Below are 24,794 nucleotides of genomic sequence, written 5' to 3'. Positions count from 1 at the left end.
CTTCTCCTCCTACATCCAATCCAAAATCTGAATCTTGCTTTCTTCCGTCCAAACGCCGACATCCCCTGTCGGATAAAGATATTCGCCTGTTTGATGTTTGAATGGATGCGGAATTTTATGCGCCTCCATCCAATCGGCTAGCTCTCCAAAAAGTGCTTTGATCTCTTTGGCGCCGATAAAAATATCTCCAGAAAATCCAATCGGCATGAGCTGATGTTCTTCATTCAGGACATATATTTCCTTTTCATAGGCAGGATCATGTACGCCTGCATAAACTTCTTCTTGGTCTGGGTATAGCACGCTGACATGTGCGTTTTTCGCCCAATCACTGATCATCCGTTCTTTTTCCTCATTTGTCACAATGGTGAAGGAAGATAGCGGCGTATCCACTTGTTCTGTCATGGCTTCAAGTGTGTGAATCAGCTGCTGCATCAGCGTTTGTATTTGCTTTTCTGTATATTGATTTAAGTTGTATGTGATCCGAAGCTCCAGCGTATCTCCCGGCACTGCGACAAGGGTTAAGTCATAATTTGTTTCTTCATGACTGGCGATGTCTAAAATGCGTACGCCATACGGCTCAATGGACTCAATCGGATAGTTTTCAAACACGACAATGCTGTGAAACAATGCCTCTCCATTTGGAATTTCCGTCATCTGCTGAATATCTGGCAATACGGTATACTCGTATTCTCTCATCTGAAAAACGGTTTCCTGTGTATGGGCGAGCAAACGCGCAATCGTCCAGTCCGAATGGATCGGTAGACGAAGCGGCAATGTGTTAATAAAGAGCCCTGTCATGCTTTCCACTTCTGGTAAGTCGGCTGGCCGGCCAGATACGGTCACCCCAAATATGACATCCTCTGCGCCCGAATGAAGGTGCAAGAGCAGTCCCCACGCTGATTGAATCAGTGTGCTCATCGTGACCTTCTGCTTGCCAGTCATCTTCTCCAGCCTCTGCTGCATCTCTGGCGTCAGTTTGACGCTGGACTGCGCCATGCTTGCTTCTTGGTCTGAAGCATGTTCTTCGCCGTCTCCTGGAAGCGGTGTCGCTTCCTCTACGCCTGACATATAACGCTGCCAGAATTCTTGCGCCTTCTCTTGATCCTGCTTCTTCAGCCATTCGATAAAATCTTTATATGGACGGACTGTAGAAAGACTGATCTCTCGCTCGTCCACAAGAGAGCGATACAGCGCAAAAGATTCCTGAATAAAACTGAACAAACTCCAGCCATCGATTAAAATGTGATGAAAACTAAAGACAAACGTGCATCTTTCCTCATCACAACGGAATAAAGCAACCCGAATCAGCGGTTCATCTATATGGTCTAAATTGAAATCCTTTGAACGATCAGATACTAAAAACTGTTCGATTGTCTCTTCTTGCTCCGCATCACTCAGGTGGCGCACATCGTGCTGAGTGAGGTGGATGCTTCCTTCTGATTGAATGAACTGAACAGGCTCCTTCAACCCTTCCCAAGCGAATTTTGTTCTCAAAATCGAATGACGTTCTACAAGAAGGTTCCAAGCTTGTTCATAGGCATCACCGTTTGTTAAGCCTTGGAGCGTCATATGCACCTGACCAAAATAAGCTTGTGAGGCTTGATCTAGCAGTGCATGAAACAGCATTCCTTGCTGCATTGGAGACAGCGGATACACATCGACTACATTGTCTGGAAGTTCATCTATTTGCTTTTGCGTAAGCTGAACCATCGGAAAATCAGATGGTGTAAAGCCGCCGCTCGCTTCAACACAATGCGTCAAGATGATCTCCATTTTTTCTTTAAAACGTTCAGGTAACAACCGCACCTCTTGATCTTGCAGCAGTTCCCGATTGATCATAAAGTTCATCTGCAACTGCCCATCTGTAACATATCCATACACATCGATCAAATGCTGTCTTTCTGCTTTCGGATCGTGAACATGTCCATTTCGTTCGTCTGCTATATAAAGCTTGGCTTCGCCATCTGCCTGATCTAACTGACCGAGGTAATTGAAACTCATCTGCGGCGTTACCGTTTTGAGTAAACGAGATTCTGTCATGTATTGAAGCAAACCATAGCCGATTCCCTTTTGCGGCACAGCTCGTAAGGTTTCTTTGACGTCTTTGATTTGTCTTGCAACATCGGTTTGTATAAAAGGAATAAAAATAGGATAAGAGCTTGTAAACCAGCCGACTGTCCGTGACAAATCCATCTGTTCAAATAAATCCTCGCGTCCATGCCCTTCTAACGTGATGAGCATTGGCTTTCCAATGGCTTGCGTGAGGCCTGATAACAGTAAATCGTTAATCTCTGTTCGGTATGCTTGTGAGGCCTGTCTAAGTAACATATCTGTTTGTTCCTTTGTGAGCTGAACCGACAGGATCTCTGCATGTTCTTCTATATTAGAAAGCGCAGGCAGTTGGAAAGGAGAACCTTCTTCCTCTTGATCCTTGATTTTTTGCCAAAAAGAGGCCTGCGCTTGTAATTGATCTGTTTGTGCATATTCATATAAGGCATCTGCCCACTGCTTATAGGAGGCGGTTTTTTTCGCAAATATGATGTCCTGCCCCGTAGCAAGCTGTTTCAATCCATTTAGTACATCTTCTTGTATCATGCGCCATGATATGCCATCCATGACGAGATGGTGTGCAGCAATAAAGAGCTCAGACGTGTCTTCACCTGTATGAAAAAGAATCGCTTTGATCACTTCTCCGCGCTCTAATGACAATGTTCCTTGACAGGCACTTGTCTCCAAGCGGATTTGTTCCCGTGCTTCTTCCTGAGATACATCCGTCACATCAAAGAATGTGACACATGGTGTGACACCAGGCTCACGAATGGTTTGAATCCATGTGCCATCTGCCTCTTTTGTATAGATAGCTCTCAGCATATCGTGATGATCGACCAGTTTTGAAAGAACCTGTGTTAACTGTTCATGTGGAACAGATCGCTTCATTTCAATATGCGCCGATAGATTCCAATAATCTTGATTGGTCATCGATTGCTCAAAGAACCAAGATTGAATCGGGAGAAGACGAACCTCTCCTGTCACAGGTGATTGATCATAGACCGTAGAGGCCTCTGCCTTTCTCATCACTTGTGCGAGTTGTGAGATGGTCTGTTTTTCAAATACATCTCTCGGCTGGATGACGTAGCCTTCCTGTGCTAAGCGTGCCACCATTTGTATGACAATAATGGAATCTCCGCCAAGCTCAAAGTAGTTATCATGGACGCCAATAGAAGGAGCGCCTAGCAGCTGAGACCACACTTTTTCTAACACACGTTCTTCCTCAGTAGCTGCTTTGTCAATGGCTGTTTCTACTTCTTCTTGCCTCCACTCTGGCGGCGGAAGACGCTTTTGGTCTACCTTGCCATTTGGCGTGAGCGGTAATTCATCCAGCTCTATTAATAGGCTTGGTACCATATAATCTGGCAGAATGTCTTTTAAGTTTTGGCGAATGTCTTGCGTGGTCATGCCGCCTTTTTGGACAAAATAACCGATCAATCGCTTATGACCACTCTCATGCTGATGCGGGATAACGGCACATTCTGTGATGTCATCAAATGTCAGCATAGCGGCTTCAATTTCTCCACATTCCACGCGGTGTCCACGAATTTTTACTTGATGATCGATTCTTCCAAGACAGTCAATGATGCCATTTGACAGCCAACGGCCCATATCGCCTGTTTTATATAAACGCGCTCCTTCTTGGAAAGGATGCGGGATAAATGATGATGCTGTTTTTTCTTCATCTCCAAGGTAACCAAGTGCTAGCCCTGTGCCGCCAACATAAATTTCGCCGATGACGCCTTGCGGAACTGGCTGCATTTGGTCATCTAATACATAAGCTTGTGAATAAGCAATAGGCTGTCCAATCGGGACCGTCGCCTGATCTTCTTCCAGTGCCCGAATGTGATGCACACAGGAGAATGTTGTATTCTCTGTTGGTCCATAACCATTTAAAAGCCCTTCAGGCAAATATGGTAGTGCTTTTCGGATATGAGCGGCTGATAAGGCATCTCCGCCGACCAATAATGCATGAAGTCCAGATAAAGCTTCTGGATGCTCTTCTGTTAAACGGTTGAACAGCGGCACAGTCAGGAACCCTGTTGTAATCTGATAAGTTTTTAGTGCTTCCGCTAATGTATCCATTGATAAAATGGTATTTCGATCCGTCAGTATGAGCCTTCCCCCGTTTAAAAGGGCACCCCATATTTCATACGTAAAAGCATCAAAAGAGAAGCTGGCGATTTGTAAAATGCGCGTTTGTTCATTAAGGGTGACATAGTCTGTTTCACACACAAGCCGGACGACCGCTTGATGCGGGATCAGTACTCCTTTTGGCTGTCCAGTTGACCCCGATGTGTAATTGATATAAGCAAGTCCATCAGGTCTTAGTGCAGCGGGCATGACCTCTGCTTCTGGTAAAAATTCTTCATACCCTTGATCAAGACAAATGAGTTCCGTTTGATGGATGGATACTTTTTTCAGCCATTCATTTTTTGTCAGTAAAAGCTGAATCCCTGTATCTCTCAGCATATAATCAATGCGGGCATCTGGATATTCAGGATCAATTGGCACATAAGCCCCTCCTGCTTTCACAATGGCCAGCACCCCAAGAATCATTTCAGGCGATCTGTCGATGAGCAGTCCAACTGGTTCATGCGGCGTCACGCCTCGTTGCTGTAAATAGGCTGCTAGTCGATCGACTTTTTCATGTAACTCTTGGTACGTCCACTCATCTCCTTGGAATTCGAGCGCCACTGCATGAGGTGTCTTTTTCACTTGCGCTTCAAATCGTTCCGTCATAAGCAGCGGACCTTTTGGTTGATCAGTCTTTCCGCTCCATTCATAGAGCAATTGATGCTTTTCTTTCTCTGGCAGGAAATTCACTTGTCTGATCGGCTGCGCTGGATTTTCACAAATGCTTTCAAGCAGGTGCTCGTAGTATGCGAGGAATCGCTCCATCGTGTCATCAGAAAATAAATCCGCTTGATACTCAAGTTTTAACTGAAGACCTTCAGCTCCTTCAAACACAAACAGGGAGAGATCAAATTTCGCTGTATCATTATCTTCAATGGTTAAAACCGACGTCGCCTCCCCCATTGGAGATGCTTCCAGCGGTAAGTTTTGCAGAACAAACATGACCTGAAACAGCGGCTGCTTACTGGCATCACGCACAATATTCAATTCATCGACCACCATCTCAAACGGCACATCCTGGTGTGCATAAGCACCGACAGTTGTCTCCTTCACTCGCTCTAATAATTCCGTAAAGGCTGGATTCCCGCTATGGTCGATCCGAAGCGCCAATGTATTCACGAAAAAGCCGATTAAATGCTCCATTTCCGTTCGATTTCTCCCAGCAATGACCGAGCCAATGACAAACTCATCCTGTGAAGACAATCGATGTAAAAGGGTAGAGAAAGCCGACAGCAAGGTCATATACAGTGTGCTGTCTGTTTTCTTAGATAGCTCATCAATCTTTTCAGACAGTGACTTCGACAGTTGATATGTTTTCGTCTTCCCTTTGTAGGATTGAACGGCCGGCCGCGGATGATCATACGGCAATACCAAATCTTCAACAGGTGCCGCAAACTGCTCCTTCCAATAGGCAAGCTGCTTACGCAATGGTTCTCCTGTCAAATACTCCTTCTGCCACAGTGCGTAATCCGCATATTGAATAGGCAGTGCCGGCAAGTGAGGCTCTCGCCCTTCGATCGCCGCTGTATACCACTCAGATAATTCTCTTGCAACAATGCCAATCGACCAGCCATCTGACACGATGTGGTGAATGGACATAAGCAAGATATGCTCTGCGGATGAAAGTCGAATCAGCTTCACTCGAAAGAGCGCTTCGTGTTCTAATTGAAAAGGTGTGGATGCCTCTTCTTTCGCCCATTCAGTCGCTTTTTGTTCTTTCTCTTCCTGTGACGCTATGCCTGAAAGGTCCATCACCTCAAGCTCTGGCAGGGCCATCTGTTCATGAATGACCTGTACCGGTTCATCCCCGCTCATCGTAAAGGACGTTCTGAGCGATTCATGCCTTTCCACCATATGATGCAGACTTTCCTGAAGCACCTTGATATCTAAAGGCCCATTCATCCGAAACGAAATCGTATTATTGTAAAATGGCAGATACGGCTCTAATTGATAGAGGAACCACTGTCTTTGCTGGGCATAAGACATCGGAATTTCCTGACCCTTCTCCATTTTTCTCATCGGAATCACTTCATCTGCTTTGGCATTTGAATCGATCCAGTCTGCTAATTCTCCGAGTCTCGTATGTTCAAACAACACAGCAAGCGGCACGTCAAACCCTGTTTTTTGTCTAACCGCAGACAGCATTTGCGTCGCCTTCAGCGAATGACCTCCTAGTAGAAAGAAATGATCGCCGCAGTTGACATCTGAGACACCGAGCAGCTCTGACCAAATGTGTGCGAGCAGTTTCTCCGTTTCTGTGTGAGGTGCTCTGTTGTCTGCATCCATTCCGCTTTCCTCTATTAATTCATGAAAATATGCCTCGTCTGGCGATCCATCTTCTGTTTCTTTCCAATATTCCTCAGGAAACAAATGTACGGCATATTCACCAGATAGACGGGACTGTAAACATGTATGAATCGATTGATAAAGCCGCTCTTCCACCGCCTTTGTTTGATCCGTTTTGAAAAAGACGTAAAAGGTCTGCTCTGTTTGCATCTCCGCATCCGCATGGATCATCTCGTGAATCTCTTTCTTCGATCGATCCAATCCCGCATAAATGAGCGGAGCATCTGTCATCAGACATGCGAGCATCGTTTGGAAGCCTGCCTGCTTTGAAATTGGTAGATAACCTCTTTCTTTTAACATGCCTTTTATCATGGAGCCTTCACTCATACCAATCTCGTCCCACATGCTGAAACTAAAGCAATATGGCTTCACTGTAGATGTCAGCTTCTGATAATGAGCAAATTGTTCCACGAACTCATTGGCAGCGCAATAAGCGCCGACAGTCATACCGCCCTTTAGCGTTCGGGCTGACGAGCTGGAAAGAAATAAAACATTCCTGCGTTTGGAGGCAGCTTCATGAAGCGCAATCGTTCCATATACCTTCGCTTCATACATGTCATTCAGAGACACAGATGTCATATCAGCAAGTAGTTCTTCTTGAATGATACCTGCGAAATGAATGATGCCATCCAGCCTTTGATTTCCAGCGACCTCATGTCTAGAGATGATCGCTTCCACCTCTTTTTCAGCCGTGATGTCTGCTTTCTCATAAAGAACCTTGCCGCCATGCACTTTTGCCTGCTTTTCTAGCAAAGACAATGTCTCTTGCTGGTCACTAGAAAGTGCCTGTCTCTCTTTCCTTCCAAGCAACACGAGATGTGCTTGATAAGATGTCAGTAGGTGTTCACTGACTAAACGTCCAATTCCGCCTAGCCCGCCTGTTATGACATAAAGCCCAGATGATTCAAATGGCGGCTCTTTCCTTTTCTGTTCCTTTTCCAAATGAAGAGGTGCTAAAAAGGGAATATAACGAACACCTTGACGATAAGCAGCGACATGACGGTCTTGGTCATGCGTGAGTTCTGCCATAATCGCCATTGCATGGGAATGACTAGATACCGATTCTGCTAGTGAAAAATCAAGACATTGCACCTTGATAAACGGCCATTCATGCTGAACTGCTGTCATCAGTCCGGCTGTCGTTGCTTTTTCTACATCGTGGATATGATCCTCCGGCACATTCATCGCATGGGCTGAGACAAAAGTGATGGCCACCTGCTCCTCATAGACGGAAATGGCTTTTGTTAAAAATAATGCACTCATGCTGCCCGTTTTCTGCGCTTGTTTCGCCTTGGCCACATAAAGCTTGTCTTCTTGGTTTGTATAGTTCCAAAGGTGAATGATGTGTTTCACCGAAACGCCATACGAACGGAGCGTCTCAAAGAGTTGTTCGTAGTCAGACGGCCGATTCGGGTGGATGATGAAGTGAGTGTGTGTGAGTTGTTTGAACGCTTGACCCGGTTCAACCGTAATGTATGTTTGTTCACTGTTTGCAAAAGATTTCAATTGATCTGCCAGTCCTAATGGATCTGCAAAGATCACAACGTCCCCTACGATCTGCTTGTCAGCTGCATCAAGTGGAGCTGGTATCCACTTCTTTTGATAACTCCAATCAGGCAAGGTATGTTCATTTTCAAGTCTCATGTCCATTTCCATGATCATTTCATCAAATTCGCCTTCTTGCCATCTTGTCTTGAGCTGTGCCCTTTCTATTTTTCCAGAGCTTGTTTTGGGAAATGCATGCTTCTGGACAGGAATGATGCGAGATGCAGACAAGCCCATTTTTGTTGCAATATGGGATTTAATGTGCTGACTTGCCCTCATAATATAAGTCGGCTCATACAGCTTCGGTGTAAAAAAGAGAATCAGTTCATCGGATGCAGAAGCCTCCATTCGGACGGAACAAGCAGCCACAAAGCTCGTTTCTACTCCCGGTACTTCCTCTGCTATGGCTTCAATTTCATAGTTGTGATAGTTTTTCCCGTTGATGATAATCATGTCTTTTTCTCTACCGGTTAGTGTCAGCCTTCCTTCGTGCAGGAAACCTAAATCACCCGTGTGAAACCAGCCATCCACTTGAAATACTTCTTGATTCGCTTCGTCATTCCGGTAATAGCCCTTCATGGTGGTTGGGCCTTTTATTTGCACACGGCCAATATGATCTTCTGGAAGAAGCTCATGCTGATGATTGACGATGCGTATCGTGATACCTGGAATCGGTTTGCCCAGCTCTGTAAAGCTGACGGTTCCTGTCTCACGTGCTTCTGCTGGTCTTAGCTGCTCTGTCAGCGACGTTTCCTCAAAGGTCAGAACCCCGCTGTTTTCATCTCCACGCTCAATCGCAAAGGAAAACACAACCGCTGATGAGATTTCAGACATGCCGAAAGCCGGTCTAATCACATCTCCCTTTAAGCCGTGCGGAGCAAGCAGGTGTAGAAATCGGTGGATGGTTTTTGGAACGACCGCCTCTGCCCCATTGATCATGCAGGTCATCGCCGACAGATCCCAAGACCCTGATGAAATCTCTTTCTCATAATCGTTGATCATCGCAAATGCAAAGTTAGGTGCCCACGTCTTCGTTGCACGGTAGCGGTCCATCCAGTCAAGCCACCGCAGCGGCTGAGCGATAAAGTCATCTGTTCTTGCCCGAATCTGCTCGCAGCCTGTGTACACATTGACAAGATGGAACATCACAATGCCACCAATATGATCTAAAGGCATCCAGTCTAACGAGACATCCTCTTGTGTAAATTGATTCGCTGCTACTGTTCCTTTGACGTTCGCCAGCACACTTCTATGGGAATGCTCTACACACTTTGGCATCCCTGTACTTCCAGACGTTAAGATAAAGAAGACGGAATCATCCGGCGCGGCAGGGTGAGCGGCTGTATCTCTTTCTAATGTCAGCATCGGCTCAACTGCTGCGACACGTAATTGGTCTGTATGCCACAATAAGGCTAACCCTTGCACCTCCTCGATCAGTGAGTCATCTGTTAGGATGAGTGGATGCTCGAGCAGCTTCCAAGCATGATGAAGCTTCTTCACTGCAGCATTCATCTCCCGATAGGTTGGGGCAGCCGACACAAGCGTTGGAACAAATCCGCCTAATACACATGCCCAAAAGGCAGTGACCATGGCATGATTCGATGAGAATTGAAAGAAAACAGGATCGCCTGCCTTAAGCCCCAGTGCCCTTAAACCAGTCAGAACCCTCTCGGCGTCTCCTTGTAACTGTGCATAAGATTGTGTGAGTTCGTTCTTGCTATTCACGATATACGTAAGCCCATTTGTCGTTTTTGCAGCCTCTGTTAAGACTTCCTGTAAGGTCTGTGCGCCTTGTGTGACGTCGAGATCCCCTCCATAGGAAAGAGCGGGTGGCATGTCGGCCAAAGCAGGTACAGCCGTTTGCGTCTGTATCGCTTCCGCTGCGGCCTCCTGCTCAATGTGCTTGTCGAGAAATAAATGAGAGAGGTGATACGGCCGCGGTCGAATGGTTTTTTCACGTGAAAAAACAGCGAAGCGTTCGATTTCGTTGGTTTGTAAAATGGTTGTCTTTACATCTTGTAAAATCGCATCCATTGATTCATGTATACTCGTTTGGTTAATGGTTGATGGTTTCATATGAGTTCCTTTCCTTTTTTGTTAGGCAGGACTGCAAGGCTGCATCCTGCCTAATCTAAAGTTTACAAGACTCGTTCTCTATTTGTTTGATTGACAATATGTTTGATCAGCTTTGCATTTTGAGCTGCACATTCTTTATGTTTAAACATATCAGCATGCCGGCCATAGCCTTGGTATTGGGTAAAAGATCCGGCCGTTGCCTGTGTCCACTCTTCCATCCAGTCCGGGATCGCTATTTGTTCTTCAGATTGGATGAACGTAATATCTGCCTGTATTTTGCCTTGATTCACCCCCTTAACAAACGTTTCATAGTAGGCGCGCGTCTTTTGGACAAGCGCTTCTTGAACGATCTCCCCTTGAGCAAGTTCGCTTTGTTTCGTTTGATGAACAATCGCTTCAATATCATCATCAATGGATCGCCCTTCTAAATCACTTTCTCCAATTTTCTTATAGGAATCGATCATGATGACCTTCTCGACTGTCCGTCCTCCTTGTTCAAGCGCTTGAACAAGCTCAAAGGCGAGGTAACATCCGCCTGAGTACCCCATCAACGTCAGCGACCCTTTTGGCTGAAGGTGCTGAATATGCTGAACGTACTGCGCCATTCGGTTATTCGTTTCAATAAAATCAAAGGCGATCAACCGGACATCATCAAGCGTTTTTGCTGCTTCCTGATAGATAAAGCCGTAGCCTGGTAACGGCGGAAGAGCAAAGACTGTTGATGTTTGAGATTCATTGAATACAAGATAGCCAGCGGTTTCCCCGTCCTGATGCTGAATATAATGACTAAGCGCTTCAATCGTCGGGGTCTCAAACAACAAATGGATCGGCACCTGAACCTCAAACTCTTTTGATACTTTGGACAAAAGAGACATCGCTTTTAAAGAATGTCCGCCAAGCTCAAAGAAATGGTCATCTGTGCTAATATCCTCTCGTTCAAGTACTTCCCGCCACATCACCAACAGCTTTTGTTCCACTTCATTTGCGGGCAGTTTCACACGACGGTTTCCTTGCGGCGCCTCTGGTTTTGGTAGCTGGCGTTTATCAACCTTCCCGTTTGGCGTAAGTGGGAGGTTCTCCAGTTCAATCAGCTCATGAGGCAGCATATAAGCTGGAAGACGCTCTTTCAGCCTTGATTTGATATCATCGAGTTTGCCTTTCCATGCATCATCACACGTGATGTAGGCAAGCAGCCTTGTATGATTGGTTTCATCATGATCCGCTAGGAGTACAGCTTGTTTTACACCTGGGTGCATGAGAAGGTTGGCTTCAATTTCTGTCAGTTCAATACGGTGTCCTCGAATTTTTACCTGATCATCAACTCTGCCTGCATACTCAATCAGACCGTTTTCTCGAAAGTAAGCTAAATCCCCTGTACGATACAGGCGCTCACCCGAAGCGAAAGGATGAGGAATAAACACTTGTTTTGTCAGATCAGGACGATTCAAATATCCTTTTGCCAGTCCTTTGCCGCTCAGACAAAGCTCTCCAACCATTCCAATCGGCTGAAGCTGCCTGTGCTCACTCAATATATAAGCGCCCGTCTGGTTGAGCGGCTTCCCAATTGGAATAGAATGTGACTCTAAAGGGATCGCTTCATCTATCGGATAATACGTGGCAAAAACCGTTGATTCGGTCGGGCCGTATACATTCAACAATCTGCCTTTTCCCATCACATCAAAGGCTTTTCTCACATGCTGAACCGATGCCCTCTCTCCCCCAAACAGCACCTTACGCACACCGCGCATCCAGTCTGTTCCTTCATCAACGAGAAGATGGAATAAAGCGGTTGGAACAAACATGACAGAAATATGCTCTCCTTTTATCAGCTTAGTGAGCTTCCCCATATCTAAAATGATTTCTTTTTGCGGCAGGACAAGCTTTGCTCCGTTTAAAAGCGCACCATATACATCAAATGTAAAGCCATCAAATACGCTATTTGATAACGACAGCAATGTATCTGTTTCTAAAATAGTTAAGTAATTCGTATTTTTGACCACCCGGGCAATATTGGAATGGGTCGTCATGATGCCTTTTGGCTGTCCGGTTGTTCCTGATGTATACATGATGTATGCCGTATCATCTAAACCTGCTTCAAGTGGCAGATTCTCTGAGCTCATCAGTAAAATTTCTTGATCATCTGCAAAAAGATACGTGCCATCAAATGCGAGTGACCTCGTCTGACTGATAAAGGATGAATGAGTCAGAAGATGCGTCGCTCCGCTGTCTTTCAGCATATATTGGATACGGCTTTCTGGATAATCGGGATCAATCGGCACATAGGTGGCACCTGCTTTTAAGACAGCGAGTAAGCTGACAATGAGTTCAGGTGTCCGCTCTGCTAAAATGGCGGTCACCGTTTGATGTTCGACCCCATTTTTTTGCAAATGCCTTGCCAGTCGATTGGCTTGTTCGTTCAGCTCCGCATATGTCATCGTGTGATCACCTGCCGATAATGCCACTGCATTCGGCTGTTTTCGGACATTATGTTCAAACCACTTTGTCAAATAAAGCTGATCATGCTCCAGCTCAGGTGCATTCCATTCCTCTAACATTCGCTGCTTTTCCTGCTTAGTCACAAGTGTCAGTGTATGAACTGACTGATCTGGATGTTTGATGGTCCCTCTGATCAAAAGGGTCAGCTGATCCTTTAATTTATGGACAAATGCAGGATCAAATACACGCTGATTAAAGGCCAGCTTCATCTGCAATTGTTCCCCAGGTGATGCAAGTAAATTGAGATCATAGTTCGATTTTTCATAGACATTCATGTCTTCTACTGTAAAGCCAAGCAGTGACTCCTGCTCGTCTTTCTTTGCAGCTGGGACATTCTCAAACACCACAATATGATCAATGAGCTGCTGCTGACCTGCTTTAGCCTGAATATCATAAATCGGGATATATTGGTGCGGTTCAGCCGCTAAAGACTGCTGCTGCGTCTCTGATAATAGAGAACGGAACGTCATTTGGTCTGTCAGCTGAATTCGTCTTGGAATGACATTAATGAACAATCCCACCATCCGGTCTACACCAGCCAAATCTGCTGGACGTCCTGACACAACCGTTCCAAACAACACATCGTTTGAGCGCTGATACCTGCTGAGTAAGATAGACCAAATCGATTGAAGCGCACTGCTTAACGTGGCATTCTGCTGCAAGGCTAACTCTGATAAAGCAGCTGTTTCTTCTTTACTCATGGCCCATTCAATTTCGCCTAATTCATGCTCATTTGTTTGCTTTCGCTGTTCTTTAAAAGTCGATTGCCCCTCAAAGCCCGCCAAAGATTGCGTCCAATATTCAAGTGAGGCTTGTTTATCTTGTTTTTCCAGCCATTGAATATATTCTTTATATGGCTTGACTGGCTCCAGCCTGTAAGGGATGTCATGCAAAAGTGCATGATAAATCGCAAACAATTCCTGCACAACTAGGCCAAAACACCAGCCATCTAGAAGGATATGGTGATAGCTCCATATCCAGCGATAGCTTGAAGGACCCGTTTGAAAAACAGAGGCCCGCATGAGCAGATCCTTCGAGAGATCAAATCCTCTCAGCTGATCCTTTTGTTTAAAACGATCGATACGTTCAAGCTGTTCACTTTCAGAAAGATCCTGTATGTCCACAATATCAAGCTGGAAAGGTCGATTTTTTAATACAACTTGGACAGGACGCTTCACTTTTTCGTGGAGGAACACGGTACGAAAAATATCGTACCGTTCCACGATGATATTCATGCTTTTCTCAAGCAGATCAGACCGAAGTGTCCCCTTCACGTTCATATCCATTTGTTCTACATAAAAGCCTTTTTCTTGATGATGGAGGGTATGAAACAGCATTCCTTCTTGCATCGGTGACAGATAGTACATATCTTGAACTTGATCCCTTTTAAATTGACTCATCTATTTCATTCCTCCTTTCCTTTTTCATGACTGATCTAGTGGTGTTACGTCAATTTCTCCTCGAGCATGTCAAAGATATCGTCCATTTCATCCATTTCAAGGTCTGCAGCCGAGAAATCACTTGGCGTAAATTCTCGCTCTTGATGCGCTAAGCAATGAGTGATGATGGATCTGATTTTCTCCTTCAACAATGCGATGAACTGCTGTATCGTTTGTTCTTCATATTCACTTGCACAATATGAGCACGACAGAATGAATTGATTGTGCTGAACAAGACCGCTGAGGTTCAGCTTATAAACAGCTTCTGATTCAGGGCTTGCTTGACGGCCCATATCATAGGTTGAGGGCCCAAAGAGTTCTGTCGTCACTTCCTGATCAATCTGCCCGAGATAGTTCAAGCTGATTTCAGGCTGCACGTGTTTGACTGACGGTTCGGATGGTGTCATGTATCTTAAAATACCGTAACCAATCCCTTTATTCGGTACACGCCGCAGCATCTCTTTCGTTCCTTTAATAGCGTCTGCAATGGTCTGATTCGGTTTCGCTTCAAGAACGACTGGATACATGCTCGTAAACCAGCCAACTGTGCGGGATATATCTAATCCTGATAAAATGTCCTCTCTTCCATGACCTTCAAGCTGTACATGTACATGAGATTGTCCTGTCCATTCCTGAACGGCCAGCCCGAGCGCACATAGAAGAATATCATTCATTTCTGTTGTGTACGGAAGATGGATATTCGTTAACAGATGCTCGGTTTCTGCTTCTGTCAGCTGCATTTTGACCGCTTTCGTATCCGCGACTTTTCTTTCTTTTACTTCATGGTCAACAGGTAAAGTCGTAAACGGTCTATTTTCAATCGCTGCCCAATACTCCTTCTGGTTTTTTAGCAGCTGTGACTGCGCGTATCGTTCAACCGCTTCTGCCCATTCTTTGAAAGAGTGCGTTTTTGGCGGCAGAACCATCGTTTCTCCTTTTTCTGCCTGATGATAAAGAGACATAAAGTCTTCTAGTAAAATCCGGCAAGAAACGCCGTCAATCACAAGATGATGGGTGATGATGAGTAAGTGATCACCGTTTTCTGTATGGAAACAAATCACTTTCATCAATGGACCTTTTTCAAGATTCAGTTGACGCTGATACTCATTGGCGTATATGGAAATCGCCTGTTTCACATCTTCCGCTTTTGAAACATCACAAGAAATAATTGAAAATGGTTCTGTCAGCTCCCGCTGATTGTATTGCAGAATGTCATCATGCTCCTGTCTGAACACCATGCGCAGTGCATCATGATGTGAGAGCAGTCTTTGCAGAACTTGTTCTGTGACAGCCAAGTCAAACCCTTTTGGCGCATGAAGCATCATTGAGAGATTCCAGTGGTGCTGGTGATCAAAGTTACGTTCAAAGAACCAGCGCTGTATCGGTGTTAAAATGACCTCTCCTTCCACAGGTGATTGATCAGCTGTGAGAAGGTCCGCTTCTTCGATATATGGGCGAAGCTCCGCAATCGTTGGATATTGGAAAAGCAGTTTCATATCGAGCTTCCAGCCTTCTTGCGTGAGTCTGCTTGCCATTTGGATGCCTTTAATCGAATCTCCGCCAAGGAAGAAGAAATGGTCGTGAATACCAACTTGGCTGACGCCAAGCACATCTTCCCAAATGCCGCAAAGCAGTGCTTCCACTTCATCTCTTGGGGCTTCGTATGCTGTTTGATTCGCTTCCATATCAGGTGCTGGCAGTGCTTTGAGATCCACTTTGCCATTTGCCGTCATCGGCAGTTGGTCTAGCTTGATGATCCATGATGGCACCATATATTCAGGCAAGGTGCGCTTTAAGCTTTCTTTCAAAGTGGCCGCTTCTTCATCTGTGATGGCGTAAGCGACAAGAGCGTCTTGATCACTTGCGTCTTTGACCGTTGTCACGACGGCTTCTTTCACTTCATTTAGCGCAAGGAGCTGCGCTTCAATTTCTGATAGCTCAATCCGGAATCCGCGGATGTTCACTTGATGGTCTTTTCTACCGAGGTAGATCAGCTCGCCATCCTCTGTCCATTTCACCAAGTCGCCTGTACGGTACATGCGCTCTCCAGGATAAAACGGATCCGGGACAAACCGTTTGTCCGTTTCCTCTGGGAGATTCCAGTAGCCTCTTGCCAGTCCTTTCCCCGCAATCACGAGCTCACCCGGTACGCCTTGCGGCGAGAGGTCATATAACGAACCCATAATGTAAAAACGAGTATTGGCAATCGCTGTTCCGATAGGAAGCGTGCCTTGATCTGGATCAATGATCCCGCTTGTCGCCACGACCGTATTTTCTGTTGGGCCGTAGTTATTGACGAGTGTATATGGAACGGGCTTCACCTGTTTTAGCTTGTCCCCGCCTGTCAGTAAGTAACGGAGAGAATGATTGTCCATCGACATAAACTGCTCACATAGCTGTGTTGGCAGGAACGCAATGGTAATGCCTTCGTCATTGAAATACGTATTGAGCTTGATCATATCGAGGCGAATCGCTTCGTCGATGATATGGAGCTCTGCGCCGGCCATCCACGTCGGGAACATCTCCCAAATGGAGGCATCAAAGCCAAAGCCGGCATATTTGGCGGTTCGGTCTTGTTTCGTCACCTGAAAAGCATCATTGTGCCAAAAAGCAAGATTGACAAGAGACTGATGCTCGACCATGACACCCTTCGGCTGTCCAGTCGTTCCAGATGTGTAAATCATATAGGCGAGATCCGTTGGTTTGATAGGAACCTGAATCTCGTGTGCTTCTCCTTCTACTGCCTCTTCTATGAAGAGGGTATGACCTGTGAAAGAAGGTGGTGCAGTGAGCCCTTTCTGAATCAGAAGGACCTCTGCCCCGCCATCTTCCAGCATGTAGGCAATGCGCTGCGCTGGATAATCGGCATCAATCGGCACAAATGCCGCACCTGCCTTGAGAACTCCGAGAACAGCGGCTGTCATCTCAAGCGATGGACGTGTGAGAATGCCAATGCGGTCTCCCGGTTTTGTGCCGCTGGAAATGAGTCTTGCGGCGACTGTATTCGCCCGGTTGTTCAGTTCTTCATACGTCCAGCTTGTGCCGCAGAAAGTTGCGGCTTTTTGATGAGGTACTTCTTGTGACTTTGCCTCAATCAATGCATGAACCGTTTGATCTGTCGGGACATCTAGGACAGGTCCTGACCATTCATCAAGCAGATGTCGCTCTTCTTCTTTTGTTAAGATGGAGATGGTCGAGATCGACTGATTCAATTTCGCAAGCATTTCGTCTATGATTCGCTCAAAATATTGACTCCATCGCTGAATGGTACTCTTTTTAAATAGTGCCGCTGCATATTCAAAGCGCAAGCCCACTTGATCTTGTTCCTCAAAGACACCGAGCGTTAAATCAAATTTTGCCTGAACGGCTTCTTGCTGTTTGTGCGAAAGCGTAAGTCCATTCAAATTCGGTAACGTCAGATCACGCTCATCCGTTGTCATCATGACACTAAACAACGGGTTGCGGCTCGTGTCTTTCGGAAGGTCTAACTGCGCGACCAAATCCTCAAATGGGAATCCTTGATGTTCATAAGCTGATAGATTGTGATCTCTTATTTTTTCTAGCAGATGCTCTGCAGTTTCTTCTAACTGAACGTCATGTCGAAGGGCCAGTGTATTCACAAACATGCCCGGGATCCGTTCGATTGACGCATGTGTACGTCCAGCCGTTACAGCCCCTATGACGATGTCATGCTGCCCAGTCAATTTATGAAGGAGAATGGCAAAGGCCGTTTGCATCACCATGTTCAAACTCACATTTTTTTCAGCCATGAACGCTTTGATATGCTGCGCCTTCTCAGCAGACAGCCATCTATCAACCCGGTCTCCTGCAAATGACTGCACGCTAGGCCGCGGGAAATCAAGCGGAAGTGCCAAGTCTTCTGGCGGCTGTGCATATTGCTCCAGCCAAAACTGCCGCTGTTTTTCAAGTGCTGCTTGCTGCTCTTCCTCTTGCTGCCATACCGCATAATCCTTGTAGTGCAACTGAACTGGCGATAACGTCTTATGCTCATACAACTCCGCTAATTCTTGAATAAGTAGCCTGCGTGTCACTCCGTCTGCGATGATATGGTGCATATCCATCATGAACACATATTTGTCATCAGACAGCTTTGCCACTTTTGCTCTCATTAGAGGTGCTTGATGTAATGAGAATGGTGTCATGAAGTTGTCTACGACGGATTGTACCTGATCGCTTTCTACTTCAACCATCTGTAACGTAAACGGCACACGGCGATAGATTTTTTGGACGGGACTGCCATCAATTTCAACAAAGGCTGTCCGCAATGACTCATGTCTATCAATTAAAGCTTGAATCGCTCCTTCTAGCTGCTTCAGATCAAGGTTTCCTTCCATCATGAAAACGGCTGGCATATGGTAGGTGACGGATTCTGGATGCAACTGCTGTAATACGTACATTCGCTTTTGTGCGGAAGAGACTGGATAGAAATCTTGCTTTTCCGCTGGCTGAATGGATGTGACGAGCGAAGCATCAGCTTCTTCCAAATAGGCAGCTATCGCCCGTATCGTTGGCTTTTCAAAAAGAACCTTGAGTGGAACATGCTGATTCAGTTTGGCTTGCATTTTCGAAATGAGCACCATGCCTTTCAGAGAATGCCCGCCTAATTCAAAGAAATGGTCATCAATGCCGACTTTTTCAATTTCAAGAACATCTGACCAAATATCACAAAGCGTCTGCTCAAGCGCCGTTTCTGGTGCTGCATGTGCCGTGCGGTTCATATGTGCCTCATGAGGAAGCGGCAGAGATTTTGCATCCACTTTTCCGTTTGGCGTCAGCGGCATATGATCCACTTTGACAAAATAAGTAGGAATCATGTAATCCGGTAGTGTCTCTGAAAGCTTTTCTCTAAATGTCAGCGTTCCAATGTGATCAGGTGCTGTATAATATAACGCCAGCTCCGGTAAACGAGATGTGTTGATCACTTTGACATACACTTTTTGAATGGTTGAAAGGGCACGTGCGGCATGCTCAATTTCTTGTTTCTCAATTCGATAGCCGCGAATTTTCACTTGATCATCTACTCTTCCAAGGAATTCAATCTCCCCATTTGCATGCTGTCTGACCAAATCTCCCGTTCGATACATCCGCTCTTGAGGGAAATAAGGATTTTCAAGAAAACGCTCTGCTGTTAATTCAGGCTGATTCAAATAACCTCTTGAAACACCATCACCTGAAATATAAAGCTCCCCCGGTGCACCATAAGGAACAAGGCGCTGCTCGCGATTGCATACGAGCGCTCTTGTATGAGCAATAGGCTTTCCGATGATAGAACGCTCCTTTAAAGCGTCCAGCTCATGCGGTGTCATTAGCTTGCTCACTGTACCAATCGTTGTTTCTGTCGGACCGTAATGGTTCATCACTGCCACGCATGGATGCTGCTTCATAAATGTCGCAACATCTTCAGAGACAATCGGTTCTCCTCCCAATACCACAAGCCGTAAAGCGTCAAATGTATGACCCTTCGAATCTGCCATCATATGAAATAAGGATGGTGTCATTTTGATATAAGTCAGCTCTTGTTCATCAATAAAACGCATGAGACGTACAGGGTCTGTATACACGTCTTCATGAGGAATATAGAGTGTCCCGCCTGCTTTTAGAATCGGGAAAATGCTTGTGTAACCAAGGTCGTATGCATAAGAAGACAGGAGTGCCGTTCGATCGCATTCTTGTAAAGTCACTTCATGTGTCAACCAATTGACGTAGTGTGATAGATTACGATGCGTGAGCTGTACACCCTTTGGCTTCCCTGTTGTTCCAGATGTGTAAATCACATAAGCCAGTTGATCAACCGATACGTCCGGCAGGTCTAGAGAATCGTTTCGTTGGACGGCTTTCTCCACATGTACGACCTGAATCGACTTGAGATGCTGATACGAATCGCCAAGAGACTCATTTGCCACGATGACTTTTGCCCCTGAATCTTTTAATGTGTAACGAATACGTTCCGCAGGAAAAGCTGGATCAATTGGTACAAATGCTCCGCCTGCTTTCATTACACCTAGCATCGAGACAATGACATAGACAGAGCGATCAAGAATAAGTGCGACTGTGCTTTCTTTCTCTACGCCTTGCATCTTCAGCTCACTGCAAAGAGCATTGGACATGTGATCTAGTTCACGGTAGGTCAGCTTCCTTTCACCATCCATCACCGCAATGGCATCAGGCGTTTCCATGGCTTGACGTGAAAATTGCACATGGTACGGCTCATGTTGACCTGTTTGTTCTCCATCCCTTTTCTCCAGCCGCTCCATTTGCTCATGCTGATCCAAGAGGTTGAACAAGCCAATTTGTTCATTCGGATGCTGGACCGCCTCACGAATAATCGCAAGAAGATGTGTTCCGAACCGGCGGATGGTTTCCTCTTTAAATAATGCCGTTGCATAGTCTAGGCTTAGTTTTATTTCTCCCGCACGTTCAAATGCTTCTAGAGACAGATCAAATTTGACGGATCGGTGCTGCATCGCATAAGGCGAAATGTTCAGATCGCCGAGCTTTAGTGCAGGAACATCCATGTTCTGCATATTAAACGAAACACTAAAGAGTGGGCTTCGGGTTGTATCACGATCAAGCGGTAGACGCGCGATTAACTCTTCGAGCGGATAGCTTTGATGTGCAAAAGCATCTACACTCGTTTCTTTTATTTCTTCAAGTAGCTGTAAAAATGACTTTGTTTGTTCCGGTTTCCCGCGCATCGCAATGGTATTGATGAACATCCCCGGCATGTCCTGAATATCTGGATGTGTTCGTCCCGCAACAGGAGATCCGACAATGATATCTTCCTGTCTGCTGTAGGATGCGAGCAGCACTTGAAATGCAGATAACAAGAACATGTACAGTGTCGTATCTGTTTTCTTGAGCAGCTCATGAATACGCTGAGTTGTCGCTTGATCACAGCCAAACATTACTCGTTCTCCAGAAAAATCACGTTCCACTGGACGCGGGTAGTCTGTCGGCAAATCTAAAACCGGTACATCTCCTTCGAATTGCTTCAGCCAATACGCTTCATGCACACGCTGTTTCTCTGTTTCTTCTTCACTTAACTGCCAGACAGCGTAATCTTTATAATGAATGGCTCTTTCTGCAAGTGCCTCTCCATCATAGGCTTTCGCCAAATCCTGAATGAACGTCTTCATGGAGCTGCCATCTGTAATCAGGTGATGTGCTTCCAGAACTAATAGATGACGATCATGACTCACTTTGAGCAGCTGTGCCCGCAGGAGGGGAGCGGCTGTCAAATCAAACGGCGCCTGACGTTCAGCAAGAAATGCCTCGGCCTCTTCTTCCTTTACATCATGGATGGGGAGGTCAAATGCCGATCGTTCATGTACCCTTTGGACGATGTTCTCGCCTTTCATATGAAAACTCGTTCTTAAAATTTCATGCGTTTGAATCAATTCATCAAATGCTGAGGTGAGCCGCTGATGATCGAGCGTACCTTCAAGCGTTAAGACGATCGGAATATGATAGTTCGTACTCTTAGGTTCAAGTGTTTGTAAAATGTATAAGCGCCGCTGAGCTGGTGACACTGGATAGTCCTCCGCCTTCGCTGCGGGTAAGATCGGATGTCCTTGTTCTTCTTGACCGTCCTGGTCAATGTATGACGCAAGCGATCGAACCGTTGGCTTTTCGAATATCACTTGAATCGGAACTTCCTTTTGGAACACTTCTTGGATTTTGGCTGACATCATCATTGCTTTGAGTGAATGTCCGCCAGTCATGAAGAAATGCTCATCTATTCCCACCGCTTTCCCAAGCAGTTCCTCCCAAATTTGAGCAAGCGTCTTTTCCGTCTCGGTTTCAGGTGGAATGATCCTGATTTCTTCACGATCAGCTTCGTCAGGCGTTGGTAAAGCTTTTCGATCGACCTTTCCGTTTGCGGTAAGCGGAAAAGCATCTAGCTTCATGACGTGATGAGGTACCATATATGCTGGCAGTGCTTGATTAAATAGAGCCCGCACTTCTTCTTCCGTGATCGTTCCCGTATAGTAAGCGGTCATTTCTTTTTCTTCTGAAGGAGACTCATGGATGAGCACAACCGCATCATCGATCCCCGTCTCTTGTTGAAGAATCGTTTCAATTTCACCGAGCTCAATACGGAAACCACGAATTTTCACTTGATCATCTGTCCGTCCGAGGAATTCGATTTGACCATTTGAACCGTACCTAGCCAAATCTCCTGTTCGATACAAACGCCCTTCTGCCTTGAAAGGATCAGCGATAAATGCTTGCTTTGTTAAATCTGGACGATGGAGATATCCTCTTGAGACACCGTCTCCGCCAACATACAGCTCTCCTGGCGCACCAATTGGCTGAAGTCTTTGATTGTCATCTAAAATGTAAGCGGACGAATGATTGATCGGCTGACCAATTGGAATCGTGCCCGTTTCATCCCCTCTCACCTCATAAATCGTCGAGATGGTGGTGTTTTCTGTGGGGCCGTACGCATTCAGTAAAACAAGTGATGGATGTTTTTTCTTCACAAGCTCTGCACTTTTCACATTGATCACATCACCGCCTGTGATCAATTTGGACAGTCCTTTAAACATATGCGGCCGCTGCTGAGCGAGTTGATTAAACAAACCAGTTGTTAAAAAGAGCGCCGAGATTTGATTCGTTTGGATAAAGCGTTCAAACCGGTTGATGTCCAATAACGTGTCACGGTCAACAGGATAAAGCGTTGCACCGTTCAGCAGTGTGGTGAAAATTTCAAAAGTAATGGCATCAAAGCTGACTGCTCCTGTATGTGCCATACGATCCGACTTGTTCAAGCCCAGTGTCTCCTGAGAACATGCCAATCTGACAATATGCTGATGCTCAATTTGAACCCCTTTTGGCTGGCCGGTTGACCCCGACGTGTACATGATATACGCCAATTGCGAAGGAGAGGTCTCGACTTCGAATGGTCCGTTGGAATGATTCGATATGTCCGACACATGAACGGCTTGGATACTTTCATGAACTGGCGGCTGGCTGTCCGCATAGAGCAAAACGGATGCGCCGCTGTCTTCAAGCATAAAGCGGATTCTCTCCTCTGGCTGGGCTGGATCAATTGGTACATAAGCAGCCCCTGCTTGAAGAATCGCTAAAATGGCGATCACTGCTTCAGCAGATCGATTCATATACACTGCGACGGCATCTTCTTGTTTCACTCCGCTATCAATCAAATATCCCGCAACACGATGGATTTCTTGGCCGAGTTCTTCATAGGTGAATGCCCGCTCTCCTTCGACTAACGCCAGATGGTCTGGCTGTGTTTGAATGCGTTCTTTAAGAAGCTCAGGAATAGACAGATGCTTTGGATAATCTCGTTCTGTCTTGTTCCATGCTTCAATCTGCTGTTTTTCTTCTTCGGTGATACACGTCACGTCATGAAGGCGAACTTCCGGATTCTCGATGATCTGCTTCATGAGGTTGGTCAGGTGTTTCGATATTTTTTCAATGACCTCTTCTTCAAAAGCCACCGCATTGTATTTGATTTTCAATGTCCATGTTTCACCTGGATATACGAGGACATTTAGATCGAAATTCGTTTGTTCAAATCCGTCTTTTACATCAATGGAAAACCCTAGACGTTCCGACATGGTGTCACCAGATAGCTCTTGATCTAAAGGATAGTTCTCAAACCCGACCAAGTGATCGAAGAGTTGTCCTCCTGCAGCTGTCTGTTGCTGAATATCATAAAGCGGCATAAAATCATAGTTTTCCGCTTCCAGCGCATGCTTCTGAACTTTTTGAAACAGCTGTTTGAAGGTGTCTCCCTGATCCATTTCTACCCTGACCGGTATTGTATTGATAAAAAGTCCTGCCATCTGTTCTATACCAGCCACACTTGGCGGCCTGCCAGATACGACTGTTCCGAAAGTGACATCATGTGCCGCATGGTAAGTGCCTAAAAGAACCGACCAAACAGCCTGGAATAGATTTGGTGCTGTCACTTGGCAATTCCTTGCGATCTCTTGAATGGTGCTGACCATTTCAGCATCCCATGTGAACGTCCATTCCTGATGGTCATATTGTCCGTTCGCTTCTTTTTGCTGCAAAAGCCCTTGATGCTGAATCGCACCATCTAAGCGATCCTTCCAATAGCCTTCCGCTGCTTGTTGATTTTGCTTGCCAAGCCACTGAATATAATCTGCATAAGGTTTTCCTTGTGAGCGATCCGGCGTTTTGCCGTTCCGATAAGATTCGTAGTAATGAAACAATTTTTTCATCAAAACTCCCATGGACCAACCATCCATGATGATGTGATGGTTACTCCAAATGAGATGCCAGTTTGTTTCATTCAGTTGAAAAACAGCGACCTTCAATAACAAATCATTCGTTAAATGGAAGCCTTGCTTTCTCACTTGCTTTTTATATTGATCTAGTACCTTTTGCTGTTCCTGATGGTTCAGGTGAGATAGATTCTCTCTATACACATCTAGATTGCGCTCTGCCAGTACAACCTGTCGCGGCTTCTGTAATTGCTGATAGACAAAGGCTGTACGGAGAATGTCATATGTGCCGATGAGCTCATTGAGACTTTTTTCAAAAAGATCGAGATCAAACTCCCCTCTTATTCCAAGCTCCAGCTGTGTGAAATAAGAGGAAGAATTAGGGTCTAGCATGGCATGATATAACATGCCTTCTTGCATTGGTGTTAAAGGATATACCTTTTGAATCTTCTGTTTGCTCATAGTCCAC

The 24,794-nt window shown here is 45.7% G+C and carries 3 protein-coding genes; all 3 read right to left on the bottom strand.

Annotated features, from left to right (window positions below; all coding sequences use genetic code 11):
• Nucleotides 1-9 precede the first annotated feature (9 nt).
• On the bottom strand, nucleotides 10-10,152 hold the full coding sequence (locus MKY11_RS01990; protein ID WP_342501783.1) for an amino acid adenylation domain-containing protein: 10,143 nt from the start codon (nucleotides 10,150-10,152) through the stop codon (nucleotides 10-12).
• A gap of 62 nt (nucleotides 10,153-10,214) precedes the next feature.
• Nucleotides 10,215-14,048 (bottom strand): amino acid adenylation domain-containing protein, encoded by a 3,834-nt coding sequence (locus MKY11_RS01985; protein WP_342501782.1) that lies wholly within the window; start codon nucleotides 14,046-14,048, stop codon nucleotides 10,215-10,217.
• 44 nt (nucleotides 14,049-14,092) lie between these two features.
• Nucleotides 14,093-24,787 (bottom strand): amino acid adenylation domain-containing protein, encoded by a 10,695-nt coding sequence (locus MKY11_RS01980; RefSeq protein ID WP_342501781.1) that lies wholly within the window; start codon nucleotides 24,785-24,787, stop codon nucleotides 14,093-14,095.
• Nucleotides 24,788-24,794: the final 7 nt, after the last annotated feature.

Origin of the sequence: Bacillus sp. FSL W7-1085 (assembly GCF_038595035.1) — a bacterium.
In the GTDB taxonomy this organism is placed as follows: domain Bacteria; phylum Bacillota; class Bacilli; order Bacillales; family Bacillaceae; genus Bacillus; species Bacillus altitudinis.
Note: the sequence above shows the minus strand (reverse complement) of the source record. Positions and strands in the feature narration are given on the sequence as shown.